This window comes from Streptomyces sp. NPDC058663, assembly GCF_042716745.1.
In the GTDB taxonomy this organism is placed as follows: domain Bacteria; phylum Actinomycetota; class Actinomycetes; order Streptomycetales; family Streptomycetaceae; genus Streptomyces.
Genome location: NZ_JBHXRV010000034.1, coordinates 47751 through 59771, shown reverse-complemented (window position 1 = coordinate 59771; position 12021 = coordinate 47751). Strand labels below are relative to the sequence as shown.

General features: G+C 73.0%; 12 protein-coding genes. 7 read left to right on the top strand and 5 right to left on the bottom strand.

Features of this window, described 5'->3' with window-relative positions:
• Positions 1-11: 11 nt before the first annotated feature.
• Complete coding sequence (locus ACFWVV_RS24180; protein ID WP_384342100.1) at positions 12-1169, bottom strand: hypothetical protein; 1158 nt, start codon at positions 1167-1169, stop codon at positions 12-14.
• A gap of 143 nt (positions 1170-1312) precedes the next feature.
• Between ACFWVV_RS24180 and ACFWVV_RS24175 the strand changes: the two genes are divergently transcribed.
• Complete coding sequence (locus ACFWVV_RS24175; protein WP_384342098.1) at positions 1313-1915, top strand: histidine phosphatase family protein; 603 nt, start codon at positions 1313-1315, stop codon at positions 1913-1915.
• A gap of 75 nt (positions 1916-1990) precedes the next feature.
• On the opposite strand, the gene ACFWVV_RS24170 is transcribed toward ACFWVV_RS24175, so the two are convergent.
• The gene (locus ACFWVV_RS24170; RefSeq protein WP_384342096.1) at positions 1991-3454 is read right to left on the bottom strand and encodes a tetratricopeptide repeat protein; all 1464 of its coding nucleotides are present in this window, start codon (positions 3452-3454) and stop codon (positions 1991-1993) included.
• Positions 3455-3932: 478 nt separating this feature from the next.
• Here ACFWVV_RS24170 and ACFWVV_RS24165 point away from each other — a divergent pair, with 478 nt between their 5' ends.
• The gene (locus tag ACFWVV_RS24165) at positions 3933-4340 is read left to right on the top strand and encodes a hypothetical protein (RefSeq protein ID WP_384342197.1); all 408 of its coding nucleotides are present in this window, start codon (positions 3933-3935) and stop codon (positions 4338-4340) included.
• A 141-nt stretch (positions 4341-4481) separates the two neighbouring features.
• The gene (locus ACFWVV_RS24160; RefSeq protein WP_384342195.1) at positions 4482-5306 is read left to right on the top strand and encodes a spermidine synthase; all 825 of its coding nucleotides are present in this window, start codon (positions 4482-4484) and stop codon (positions 5304-5306) included.
• A 9-nt stretch (positions 5307-5315) separates the two neighbouring features.
• Here ACFWVV_RS24160 and ACFWVV_RS24155 read toward each other — a convergent pair whose 3' ends face one another.
• Positions 5316-5855 carry a hypothetical protein gene (locus ACFWVV_RS24155; RefSeq protein ID WP_384342094.1) on the bottom strand — a complete coding sequence of 180 codons (540 nt, stop codon included), beginning with the start codon at positions 5853-5855 and terminating at the stop codon, positions 5316-5318.
• 196 nt (positions 5856-6051) lie between these two features.
• Here ACFWVV_RS24155 and ACFWVV_RS24150 point away from each other — a divergent pair, with 196 nt between their 5' ends.
• From ACFWVV_RS24150 to ACFWVV_RS24140, 3 genes are all read left to right on the top strand, one after another.
• Positions 6052-6750 (top strand): response regulator transcription factor, encoded by a 699-nt coding sequence (locus ACFWVV_RS24150; protein WP_384342093.1) that lies wholly within the window; start codon positions 6052-6054, stop codon positions 6748-6750.
• An 82-nt stretch (positions 6751-6832) separates the two neighbouring features.
• Complete coding sequence (locus tag ACFWVV_RS24145; protein WP_384342092.1) at positions 6833-8245, top strand: ATP-binding protein; 1413 nt, start codon at positions 6833-6835, stop codon at positions 8243-8245.
• A gap of 221 nt (positions 8246-8466) precedes the next feature.
• Positions 8467-8925, top strand: a complete 459-nt coding sequence (locus tag ACFWVV_RS24140; RefSeq protein WP_384342090.1) for a VOC family protein — start codon at positions 8467-8469, stop codon at positions 8923-8925.
• An 81-nt stretch (positions 8926-9006) separates the two neighbouring features.
• On the opposite strand, the gene ACFWVV_RS24135 is transcribed toward ACFWVV_RS24140, so the two are convergent.
• Positions 9007-9444, bottom strand: a complete 438-nt coding sequence (locus tag ACFWVV_RS24135; protein WP_384342088.1) for an SRPBCC family protein — start codon at positions 9442-9444, stop codon at positions 9007-9009.
• Positions 9445-9599: 155 nt separating this feature from the next.
• Between ACFWVV_RS24135 and ACFWVV_RS24130 the strand changes: the two genes are divergently transcribed.
• On the top strand, positions 9600-10490 hold the full coding sequence (locus ACFWVV_RS24130) for a hypothetical protein (RefSeq protein ID WP_384342086.1): 891 nt from the start codon (positions 9600-9602) through the stop codon (positions 10488-10490).
• A 75-nt stretch (positions 10491-10565) separates the two neighbouring features.
• On the opposite strand, the gene ACFWVV_RS24125 is transcribed toward ACFWVV_RS24130, so the two are convergent.
• Positions 10566-11984 (bottom strand): GH1 family beta-glucosidase, encoded by a 1419-nt coding sequence (locus ACFWVV_RS24125; protein ID WP_384342084.1) that lies wholly within the window; start codon positions 11982-11984, stop codon positions 10566-10568.
• Between the last annotated feature and the right edge of the window lie 37 nt (positions 11985-12021).

Genomic DNA, 12021 nt, shown 5'->3' with positions numbered 1-12021 from the left:
CCGGCCCGCCCTCACGCCGAACCCCCACCCCGCCCCGCGGACGCCAGTACCTCCGACCGCAACCCCGCCGCCCTCCGCAACGCCACCACCGTCGGATCCGACGGATCCCCCGACCGTCCCTCCGCCGCGTCCAGCACCGCCTCGACCGTACTCAGCCCCCCGAGCTCCCCCCGCACCCCACGCCCCAGCGCCTCCACGGCGCCGGCCCGCCGGGACTGTTCCCGGCAGTGGAAGGCCAGTTCGCACGCCGCCAGGCACTCCGGCGCGTACGCCGCGTCCACCGAGGAGACCGCAGCCGTCAGTTCCTCGGAGCCGCACTCCGGGTCGAAGGTGGTGCCCTCCGGCAGTGCGGCGGCCAGCTCCTCCACCCGCCGCATCCGCCCCAGCTGCCGCCGCGTCACCGACAGTTGCTTGCGCACGTCCACCATGGAAGCGGTCGGCAGGTTGGAGAAGTCCTTCGGGCACACCAGCAGCACCCGGTCCCGGACCTCCGCCCCCGGCACCCGCGCCGCCACCCGCTCCAGCGCCAGCACGTACACCGCGGCCTGCCGGGCCGCCGCCCCCACCTTCGAAGGGTCGGCCGAACCGTCCAGCATCGGGAAGGACTTGATCTCCACGACCGTCCAGCGCCCGTCCGGATGGACCACCACCGCGTCGGGCTCCAGATGGACGGGCGCCCCCGCCACCTCCAGCGCCAGCATCGGATGGTCGAGCAGCGTCCACGCCTTGGCCGCGGTGGCCTCCCGCAGGGCCAGCGCGGTGCGTGCCGTGCGCCCCTGGGGGCCGGCCGCCGAGACGTCCGGGGTCAGCACCCCGGCGGCGGACGGATCGTCGACGCCGAGCAGCCGCAGCAGCTCCGCGCCCCCGTCGGACTTCACCCGCGCCTCGAAGGCGTTGCCGCGCATGAACGCGAACTGGGACTGGCCGAAGGGGGCGGGCGACCCCAGCGCCTGTGCCAGGGCCGCTTTGTTCACCCCCGCCCCGTCCAGCAGGGTCCGCCGCTCGCACCCCGGATTCGCCGCCAGGGCTGCCAGCGCGCGGGCGTCCAGCGGGTGCGGGGCGACCGCGGGGCCGCGCAGTTCGGCGAGCCGCTGCCGTACCGGAACAGCCGCATCGGGTCGTACGGGCGGAGGTGTGGGTTCGGGTCCGCTGCCCAGTGATGCGTTCACCCTCGGAAGTCTCGCACCCGCCACTGACAACACCCCCGCATCCGCTGTTTCTGCCGGTGGGCGATGATGGGAACACGCCGGTCACCAAACCGGCCGCTACGCCCCATACCGCCCCATCGCCCAGCGCCCCAGGAGAGAACGCCATGGCCCCCCGCATCCTGCTGGCCCGGCACGGTCAGACGGAGTGGTCGCTGTCCGGCAAGCACACCGGACGGACGGACATCCCGCTGCTCGACGAGGGCCGTCACGGCGCGAAGCTGCTGGGCGAACGACTGCACCGTGGCCCCTGGAACGGCCTGCCGGACGTCGAGGTCCGTACCAGCCCCCTGCTCCGTGCCCGCGAGACCTGCGACCTCGCCGGCTTCGGCGACCGTGCCGAGAACTGGGACGCCCTCATGGAGTGGGACTACGGCGCGTACGAGGGCCTCAAGCCGGACGAGATCCACGCGCGGCAGCCCGGCTGGATGATCTGGCGCAACGGCGCCCCCGAGGGCGAGACCCTCGCCGACGTCACCGCGCGCGTGGACGAGGTGATCGCGTGGGCCCGCTCCGCCGACCGTGACGTACTCCTCTTCGCGCACGGCCACATCCTGCGCTCGCTCGGCGCCCGCTGGCTGGGCCTCGACATCGGCTTCGGCGCCCACCTGCGGCTCGAACCGACCTCGCTGTCGGTGCTCGGCTGGGCGTACGGCGAGCCGGCCGTCGAGCGGTGGAACGACACCGGCCACCTCGACGCCCCGCGCTGACCCCGGCCCGGCGGCGGCTCCCGGGGGCCCGCCCCCGGCGGGGCCCCGTGGTGCCCCCGCAGCCGCGGTACGTCCTCAGCCCCTTCGCACCGTGTTCGCGTGCCGGGCGAGGAACGCGCCGATCGCGGGCGAGCGCCGGTGCGGCAGCAGGGCGCGGATCGTCCCGGCGAGCATGGTGTGCACGCGGGACGACTGCACCTGTTCCAGGAGGTCCAGGACCCGGTGCCCCACCTCGGCCGCCTCGTCGGGTACGCCGTCCCGGGCCAGGTCGTCCGCGAGTTCGGCCTGGTACAGCGCCAGATTGCGGGCGAAGTGCGGGTCCTGGAGGTCCGCCGCCCGGTGCGCGTACCGGGCGGCCCGCCGCCAGTCGCCCAGCGCCGACCAGCACTGCGCCTCCAGTGCTGCCAGTTCGGCGGGCCCGAAGAAGGACATCCATTCCGGGTCGTTCTCGCGGGCCCCGCACTGGAAGAGCGACTTTGCCCGCACCAGTGCCTCGGCACAGCCCGTACGGTCGCCGAGCGCGGCCCAGCCGCCCGCCTCGCGCAGCGTCAGCAACGACAGCAGCCGCATCGAGCCGAGCCCGCCCGCCACCCGCTGCCCGGCCTGCGCCGCCCGCAGCGCCTCGCGCGGCCGGCCCGCGTCCCTGGCCAGGAACGCCATGTTGCAGAAGGCGTGCGCCTCAAGTCCCGCGTCCCCGGCGACCCGTGCGGTGGACAGCGCCTCCGCGTAGTGCGACCTGGCCTCGTCGAAGCGCCCCGAGTCGTGCGCCAACCAGCCCACCGTCAGCGCCAGTTCACCGGCCCCCGAGTGCAGCCGGTCAAAGACCGAGCGGCGCACCGTCCCCGCGTCCAGCAGCGCGTACGCCGCCTGGAGCGGTCTGTCGGCGTGCCGGTACAGGGCGTCGGCGCCGTGCCGGTCGTCCAGCAGCCGGATCTTCCGCACCGCCTCCTCCACCGCGGCGGCCTCGCCGGCCCCCACCCGGTGCGGGCGCGTGCCCATGGACGACAGGCCGGGTCCGCCCGGCGCGCGGGCGAAAGCGGCCTGCGGTGATCCGACGGCACCCAGGGTGCCGAGGGCGGCAGCGGTCGCCACGGTGGCGGAGCCGCTCGTCATGAATGCGCGACGCAGCACGTCGCTCTCCTCGTCGCTGTGGGACACGGTGCCCAGGGGGCACACGGTGTGGTCGGGCGCCGCACGGGAGAGGGCCCCGTCGGGCGCGGTGAAGCGCGGAGCGGGCGTGGCCCCGGCCCCGCGCGCGCCCCTGCCGCGTACCGACTCCCTGGCGGTGAAGCCCAGGTCCGTCAGTGTCCGGCCGGGGAACATGTGCAGGAACACCCGCTCGTACGCGTAGTTGGGGCAGCGGATCTCGCCCGCCTCCACCCGTCCGACGTACCGGGCGTCGCAGGCCACCTGCTCGCCGATCTCACGGGCCGCCCTGCGCACCGCCGCCGCGAACTCCCCTGGTGAGCGGTGTCCCCGCAGGGCCCGGAAAACGACGTTGGGGTCGGACGGCCGAAGATTCGCGGATGACGGCGCCATGGCCAAGCCCTCTCTGGCGGATGGTGCTGCCGGGGCGGATGCGCTGCCCCGGACGGAGCACGAACGTACCGGCTGTAACGGTACCCACACGCAGAGTTTGCCTACAAAACGGATATCTCATCCGCGATCTGCCATGAACTGCCATCCTTTGCGGCGGCGGGTTGCCGTAGCCGTTGACAGCTTCGCGGCGTTGACAGGGAACGGAGGGGGTGCGGCTCCCTCCCGAACGAGGAGGATTCCCTTGTTGGAGGCCGGTATGGAGACGGTGACATCCGGGCTGGGCACCGCGGTGACCAGCACTTCGCCAGAGTCCGCAGCACGAACGCCGTTCACTCCCGCACCCCCTGTCACCCCCGCCCCCTCTGCTTCCGCAGCCCCCTGCGCCGCCGCGCCCTCGCGGACGACGGCCCGGCACCGTCCCTCCGCCGAATGCAGCGCTGCCCCCGGCTCCGGCAGGCCGCCCGTCGTCGCCACACCCCTGGACCCCGTGGCCGAGCCCCCGGACCTGGTGACCGTCTCCGTACGGCAGGGCCTGGAGGCGGTCGACATCCTGCGCCGTGCCGCGGCCACCTCGGTGCGGTCCGGCGCCCAGGGGTCCGACGACGCGGAGAGCGCCGCCGTGGGCCCCGTCCTGCACGACGGGCCGTGCGACACGCTGGGCTTCCTGGTGCCGCCGGGTACGGCTGACTGCTGGGACCTGCCGGGGAGCGCCTGTACGCAGACCCTGGGACGCGGCATCTCCCTCGCCGTTCCCGAACCGCCCGTCACCGGCACCGGCTGGCTCCTGCCCCCCGCCGACACCGGGCACGTCACGGACCCGGCGGCCCTCCGGCGGGCCCTGGGGGAGGCGGCCCGGCTGATCGAGGCCGCCGACCGCTGCCGCTGACCGGAGCCCGAACCCGGAGCAGGGGACGCGCCCCGGCAGGTCGTGGGTGCCGCGGGGGCCGATACTGGCCAGGTGGCAAAGAAGAAGCGTGCGGGGAGTTCCCCCGCACATCCCGCCCCCCGCCGATCCGCCCCCGAGGCCGTGGTCGAGAAGGTCGACGGCGGACTGGCCGAGCTCATACCCGACCGCGACCGTCCGCACGGCTGGACACTGCTCCTGGACGGCGCGCCCCAGTCGCACGTCGACCTGGCGGACCCCGCCCACCTCGGCTTCGCGTACCAGCGCAGACTCGGCCACATCGTCGACCTGGTCGCCCCGGCCAAGCAGCCCCTCCAGGTACTGCACCTGGGCGCCGGCGCGTTCACGATGGCGCGTTACGTCGCCGCCACCCGGCCCCGCTCCACCCAGCAGGTCGTCGAGATCGACGCGCCGCTCGCCCAACTGGTGCGCCGGCAGCTTCCGCTGGATCCGAACGCCCGCATCAGGGTGCGCGCCACGGACGCCCGCGAAGGCCTGGGCAGGCTCCCCGACGGCTGGGCGGACCTGATCATCGCGGACGTGTTCAGCGGCGCCCGCACCCCGGCCCATCTCACCAGCTCCGAGTTCCTCAGCGAAGTGCGACGGGTGCTGAAGCCGGGCGGGCACTACGCGGCGAACCTCGCCGACGGGCCGCCCCTGGCGCACCTGCGCGGCCAGATCGCCACCGCCGCGACCGTCTTCCCGCAGCTCGCGCTGGCCGCCGACCCCGCCGTACTGCGCGGCAAGCGGTTCGGGAACGCCGTACTCCTAGGCTCCGCGCTGTCCCTGCCGGTCGCCGAGTGGACCCGGCGGGTGGCGACCGACCCGCATCCGGGGCGGGTCGAACACGGCCGCGATCTGGCCGACTTCACCGGCGGGGCACGCGCGGTGACGGACGCGAGCGCGCAGCCGTCCCCGGCCCCGCCGCCTTCCGTCTTCAGGACGTGACGGTCGTCTTCAGGACGTGACGGTCTCGATCATCGGCGGGTGGTGGTGCCAGGTGCAGAACACCGTCACCGTCGCCCCGCCCGCAGTGAACTGCACCCGGATCCACGAGGGGTCCTTCCAGACCTGCACCGCCCACCCGGCCTCAGGCACCGCGGACAGCAGCTTCGCGGAGTCCTTGCCCAGGGAGAAAAGCACCCGGCCCCCCTCCGTGCTGACCGCCTTCAGCTCGCCGGACGGCTGAGCGGGAGGCGGCGGGGCGGGGGTACGGGCGGGGGGCCGCCGCGAGGCGCGGTCGCCGGACGGGGCGGCGGGAGGCTTCTTCGCCGTGGGCGTCGGCGAGGGGCGGTGGGTGGAGGAGGACCGGGGCGTCGCCGACGCGGCGGCCGTGACACGTTCCTCGGCGGTAGGGATCACCGAGGGGATCGGCAGGGCGCGCGGCGGGTCGTACACCGTCCCGGACATCACCGTGTGGACGCCCCACCACGACAGGGTGACCGCCGCGCCGGTGGCGAGCAGCCAGGCCGCGGAATGTATGAGTCCTCGTCGCATCCGCGTCATCCTGCCCCACCTGTTCGCACCTGGGGCATCCTGCCCCATCCGCTCGCACCCGGGGCACCCTGCCCCACCCGCCGGTACCCGGGCCATCCCGCCCCACCCGTACCAGCGCTGTCCCCGGCGGTACGGGACAGGTGCCGGTGACGCCCCCGAGGAGGGTGCCGGAACGCATGGCGTACGGTGCCATCCCATGGCAAGTGTGCTCGTGGTCGAGGACGACCAGTTCGTGCGCTCCGCCCTCATCCGGCACCTGACCGAGGCCTCGCACACCGTGCGCAGCGTCGGAACGGCCCTGGAGGCGCTGCGCGAGGTCGCCCATTTCCGCTTCGACGTGGTCATCCTGGACCTCGGTCTGCCCGACCTGGACGGGTCCGAGGCGCTCAAGATGCTGCGCGGAATCACCGACGTACCGGTGATCATCGCCACGGCGCGGGACGACGAGGCGGAGATCGTACGGCTGCTCAACGACGGCGCCGACGACTACCTGACGAAACCTTTCTCGGTGGAGCACCTCTCGGCCCGGATGGCGGCCGTGCTGCGCCGCTCGCGCGCCTCGGCGGGAGCCGAGCCGCCGCCCCGGGAGATCCGGGTGGGCGCTCTGGCCATCGACCCGCTGCGCCGCCAGGCCGAACTGGACGGCGTACGGCTGGACCTGACCCGCCGCGAGTTCGACCTGCTCACCTTCCTCGCGGGCCGCCCCGGTGTCGTCGTACCGCGCAAGGAACTTCTCGCAGAGGTCTGGCAGCAGAGCTACGGCGACGACCAGACTATTGACGTGCATTTGTCCTGGCTCCGTCGCAAGTTGGGTGAAACCGCCGCCAACCCCCGCTATCTGCACACCCTCCGCGGTGTCGGGGTCAAGCTCGAACCCCCGGGCGGCCTCGGATGAGGCACGCCGCGAGTAGCCGCCGGACCGCGAGCAGCCAGCGGACCGTGAGCAGCCGCTGGCCCGCGAGCAGGCGGCGGGCCGCATGAGGTGGGCCCTGGTCAAGGTGTGCCTGGCCGTCACGGCGATGGTCGTGGTGGCCTTCGCGGTGCCGCTGGGCCTGGTCATCAGGGAGATGGCGGGGGACCGGGCGTTCTCCGGTGCGGAGCGGCAGGCGGCCTCCATCGGCCCGACCCTCTCCATCACCACCGACCGCGCCCAGCTGGAGCGGGCGATGGCGATCACGGAGCCCGGCAGCAAGGGCTGGATGGCGATCCACATCCCCGCCTCCCACGAGCCCGGAGCGGCACGCCGGGCACAGGAGATCGGCACCCGCAGGGCCTCGGTCGAGGACGTGGCGGCGACCCAGCGGATCGGCCGCGCCTACACGGCGAAGGCCCCCGGCGGCTCCGTACTCCTCCAGCCGACCGCCCTGGCCAGCGGCAGCATCGCGATCGTCGAGGTCTTCGTCCCCGAGGAGGACGTCAGCAACGGTGTCGCCACCGCCTGGCTGGTCCTCGCCGGCGTGGGCCTGGCCCTGATCGTCGGCTCGGTGGCGGTGGCCGACCGGCTCGGCGTACGGATGGTCCAGCCCGCCCAGCGGCTGGCGGGCGCGGCCCAGGACCTGGGTGAGGGAAAACTCGGCGTACGGGTCCCCGAAGAGGGCCCCACCGAGCTGAAGTCCGCCGCCGTCGCCTTCAACTCCATGGCCGACCAGGTGGTCCAGCTGCTCGCCAACGAACGCGAACTGGCCGCCGACCTCTCGCACCGCCTGCGCACCCCGCTCACCGTGCTGCGGCTGAACGCGGCCTCGCTGGGCGAGGGCCCGGCCGCCGACCAGACCCGGGCCGCCGTCGAGCAGCTGGAGCGCGAGGTCGACACGATCATCCGCACCGCCCGCGAGCAGCGTCCGCAGACGCAGCCCGCGCAGGGGCCGGCATCCGGCTGCGACGCCTCCGAGGTCATCCGTGACCGGATGGCCTTCTGGTCGGCGCTGGCTGAGGACGAGAGCCGTGAGGTCCGGCTCGCCGGGGTGGACCGCCCGGTACGCATCCCGGTCGCCAGGCCCGACCTGGTGGCGGCCCTGGACGCCCTCCTCGGCAACGTCTTCCGGCACACCCCGGAGGGCACGCCGTTCTCGCTGGACGTGCACAACGGCGAGGACGCCGTGATCGTCCTGGTCTCCGACGCGGGCCCCGGCATCGCGGACCCGCAGGCCGCCCTCGCCCGCGGCAACAGCGGTGAACGCGCGGGCTCCACGGGCCTCGGCCTGGACATCGTCCGCCGCGTCGCGGAGTCCACCGGCGGCGACGTACGCATAGGCCATTCGGTCCTCGGCGGTACGGAGGTACGCATCTGGCTGGCCCTGCACGGGGGCCGCACGGGACGGCAGGAGCGTCGGGGGCACCGGGTGGTCCGCCGCCGCCCCACCGGGAAGCGCCCGGCCACCTCACCCTGAGAACCCCTCCGGAAAGCGCCCGGCCACCTCACCCTGAGAAAGGGCCCTCGCTCTATGCCGGGTGGCCCGCCCTCGACCCGCCCGCCGCACACGGAGTGCTTGCCGCACCCCCGGAGCAGCCCCTATAACTCGTTACGCCGGCGCCGCACGCCGGCCCACCCGCACCCCGGGCCCCATCGCACGCCGGCCCACCCGCACCCCCGACACCTCGGAGAGCTCCCATGACCGCGCCCGTCTCCTGGAAGCTCGTCGTCGACTGCGCCGACCCGCACGCCCAGGCCGACTTCTGGTCCCGCGCCCTCGGCTACACCGTCGAGGACCACGCCCCCCTGTGCGCGCAGCTCCTCTCCTCCGGCGCCATCACGGAGGACCTCCTGCTCACCGCCGGGGACGGGCGCCGCGTCTGGCGGCACGCCGCCGCCGTCCGGCACCCCGAGGACCCCGTCCAGGACTTCACCGGCATCGGCCTCGGCCGCCGGCTGCTCTTCCAGAAGGTTCCCGAGCCCAAGCCGGGCAAGAACCGCCTCCACATGGACCTCCACTTCGGCCCCGAACGGCGCGAGGCGGAAGTGGCCCGGCTGGAGGCGCTGGGCGCCAAGGTCCTGCACCGGGTGTCCGAACCGGGCAGCACCCATGTCACCCTGACCGACCCCGAGGGCAACGAGTTCTGCGTGCAGTAGGAAGTACCGTGCAGGAGGAAGTACCTGGAGCTCCGGAACGCCGTCTTCCCGTCACCGCCTCAGGCTCCCCCCGCCACCGCCTCAGATCGTGGGGCGCTGCGCCGCCACATCCTCCACCAGGCGCTTGAACTGCCCCAGGTCGTAATTGGCCAGCACCTTGTCGAGGTTGGTGAGCGCACCGACGTGCTCCACGAAACCGTGCGGCTCGTACTCGATCTGGAGCGCCACCCGGCTGGTGGTGTCGCTCAGCCGGTGGAAGGTGACCACACCCGCGTGCTTCACCCCCGCCGTGGTCCGCCAGGCGATCCGGTCCTCGGCGATCACCTCGGTGAGTTCGGCGGTGAACGCCTTGTCGGCACCCGGCAGCGAAAGCCACCAGGTGAACGTCCGGGCGTCGATGGGATCCACCCGCTGTACGTGGGAGAGGAAGGTCGGCCACTGCGTCACGTCGCTCCACAGTGCCCAGCTGTCCGACACCGGGGCGTTGACATCAATGGTCTCGACGAGCGATGACGACATGGAACCAAGACCTCCTGTGAACTGCGGTGTTCTGCTGACCGGAGGCGAGTACCCGCAGTGGCCGCGCAAATTCTCCGCGTAAACCGAAACACCTGGGGCACACGAGAAATCCACAGGATTCCGGAAAGCCGGATTCCCCAGGGAGGGATTGACACATGTTGGTGCGACGCAGGAACGGTCTTCGGGTAAGTGCCATAGGCCTTGCGGGAGTTCTCGCCGGTACGACGCTGGCCGGCTGCGGAACCGACACCAAGAAGGACCCCGGTGCCGCGTCCGTCGAATCCTCCGGCGCCACCAACGCGCCCAAGAGCCCCGGTGCTTCGGAGGACGGCACGGCGGCGGTGCGCTCGGCGTCCGACAAGACGAACAGTGCCGGTACCGCCAAGATGGTTCTGCGCACCCAGGTCACCACCCAGGGCAAGACGGTGTCGGTGGACGGCAAGGGCCTCATCGACCTCAAGAACGGCACCAGCACCATGACGCTCACCGCCGACGGTGAGCAGATCGAGCAGCGCGTCGTGGACCAGGTCCTCTACCAGAAGCTCCCGCCGAAGGCACGCGAAGGCGTCCCCGGCAAGAAGCCCTGGATCAAGATGGACCTGAAGAAGCTCAGTGCCCAGAACGGCTCGAACCCCCAGGTCAGCGACCCGGCCGCGAATACCGCCTTTGCCAAGAGCGTCATGGACAAGGACGTCACCAAGGTCGGCACGGAGCAGATCGGCGACGCCAACACCACGCACTACAAGGTCAAGGTGGACGTCTCCAAGCTCCAGAACGGGGCGCAGTTGCAGAAGGTCGTCGGCCCGACGCTGCCCATGGACCTGTGGATCGACGACGAGGGCCGCATCCGCCGCCAGCAGATCGACATGACCATGACCCAGCCGAAGGGCCAGGGTGCGGGTTCCGGCACGCCCCAGAAGGTCACTTCCCGTACGGTCTTCGAGCTCTCGGACTTCGGTGCCGAGGTGAAGGCCGAGGCCCCGCCGGCCGCCGAGACCGCCGACATGACGGACAAGGCCGCCCAGCAGGGAAAGAAGCAGAGCTGACCCTCCGCGAAGGTCACCGATGCGCGGTCCGCCCCCCCCGGCGGGCCGCGCATCCGTCGTGCTGCCCCGCCCCCGTCAGTCCCCGTCCGGCAGCGACCCCGTCCGCGCCACCTCGGCGTACCACCGCGCGCTCGACTTCGGTGTCCGGACCTGGGTGTCGAAGTCCACGTGCACCGCGCCGAAGCGCTTGGTGTACCCGTAGCTCCACTCGAAGTTGTCCAGCAGCGACCAGAGGAAGTAGCCGCGCACATCTGCGCCCACCTCCAACGCCCTGTGCACCGCCGCCAGATGGCCCCGCAGGTAGGCGATCCGCTCCGGGTCGTGGACCGCGCCGTCCGCGCCCGGCTTGTCGTCGTAGGCGCAGCCGTTCTCGGTGATGTACAGGGCCGTCCCCGGCGCCTCGCGCCCGTAGTGCACCAGGAGGTCGTACAGACCGGACGGGTCGACCGACCAGTCCATCGCTGTGCGCTCGCCGGGCGGCTGGTGGAAGGCGACCGATCCGGCGGCCGCCCAGGGGGACGCGCCCCCGCCGTGCCCGTCCGCGCGCGGTGCGTCAGGGCCCGTCGCCTGCGAAACCACCGTCGGCGTGTAGTAGTTGAGGCCCAGCATGTCCAGGCGCTGGTGCGCGGCGGCCTCGTCGCCCGGCGCGACGAACCCCCAGTCGGTCAGCGACGCGGTGTCCTCCAGCAGGTCCCGCGGATACGCCCCGTGCAGCAGCGGCCCCGTGAAGATCCGGTTGGCGAGCGCGTCGATCCGGCGGGCGGCGTCCGCGTCGGCGGCCGAGTCCGTCAGCGGGCGGACCACGCTGGGGTTGAGGCTGATGCCGGTACGGGCCCGGGCCGGGAGCACCGCGCGCAGCGCCTGCGTACCCAGGCCGTGCGCCAGATTCAGGTGGTGGGCGGCGCGCAGGGCCGCCACCTGGTCGGTGCGGCCGGGGGCGTGCACGCCCGCGCCGTACCCCAGGAAGGCACTGCACCAGGGCTCGTTGAGGGTGGTCCACATCTCGACCCGGTCGCCCAGCGCCTCGGCGACCAGCCCCGCGTACTCGGCGAACCGGTACGCGGTGTCCCGCTCGGGCCAGCCGCCCGCGTCCTCCAGCTCCTGGGGGAGGTCCCAGTGGTAGAGGGTGAGCGAGGGCGTGATGCCGCGGTCCAGGAGGTCGTCGACCAGCTCCCGGTAGAAGTCCAGGCCGCGCTGGACGGCCGGACCCCGGCCGGTGGGCTGGACGCGCGGCCAGGAGACGGAGAAGCGGTACGCGTTGAGGTTCAGCTCCGCCATCAGCGCGACGTCCTCGGCCCGCCGGTGGTAGTGGTCGCAGGCCACGTCGCCGGTGTCGCCGTTCTCGGTGCGCCCCGGCGTGTGACTGAAGGTGTCCCAGATCGACGGCGTACGGCCGTCCTCGCGCGCCGCCCCCTCGATCTGGTAGGCGGCGGTCGCGGAGCCCCAGAGGAAGTTGCCCGGGAAGCGGGCGGGCGGATTGCTGGCAGCAGGCATGGGTCGACTCCCTGGTCAGTAGAAGCAAAGGGAAGAG

Bases quoted from the DNA above. Each gene is read 5' to 3' on its own strand.
- ACFWVV_RS24175 (WP_384342098.1), top strand. From the start codon at position 1,313: ATGGCCCCCCGCATCCTGCTGGCCCGGCACGGTCAGACGGAGTGGTCG.
- ACFWVV_RS24130 (WP_384342086.1), top strand. From the start codon at position 9,600: ATGTTGGTGCGACGCAGGAACGGTCTTCGGGTAAGTGCCATAGGCCTT.
- ACFWVV_RS24140 (WP_384342090.1), top strand. From the start codon at position 8,467: ATGACCGCGCCCGTCTCCTGGAAGCTCGTCGTCGACTGCGCCGACCCG.
- ACFWVV_RS24125 (WP_384342084.1), bottom strand. From the start codon at position 11,984: ATGCCTGCTGCCAGCAATCCGCCCGCCCGCTTCCCGGGCAACTTCCTC.
- ACFWVV_RS24150 (WP_384342093.1), top strand. From the start codon at position 6,052: ATGGCAAGTGTGCTCGTGGTCGAGGACGACCAGTTCGTGCGCTCCGCC.
- ACFWVV_RS24155 (WP_384342094.1), bottom strand. From the start codon at position 5,855: ATGCGACGAGGACTCATACATTCCGCGGCCTGGCTGCTCGCCACCGGC.
- ACFWVV_RS24170 (WP_384342096.1), bottom strand. From the start codon at position 3,454: ATGGCGCCGTCATCCGCGAATCTTCGGCCGTCCGACCCCAACGTCGTT.
- ACFWVV_RS24145 (WP_384342092.1), top strand. From the start codon at position 6,833: ATGAGGTGGGCCCTGGTCAAGGTGTGCCTGGCCGTCACGGCGATGGTC.
- ACFWVV_RS24135 (WP_384342088.1), bottom strand. From the start codon at position 9,444: ATGTCGTCATCGCTCGTCGAGACCATTGATGTCAACGCCCCGGTGTCG.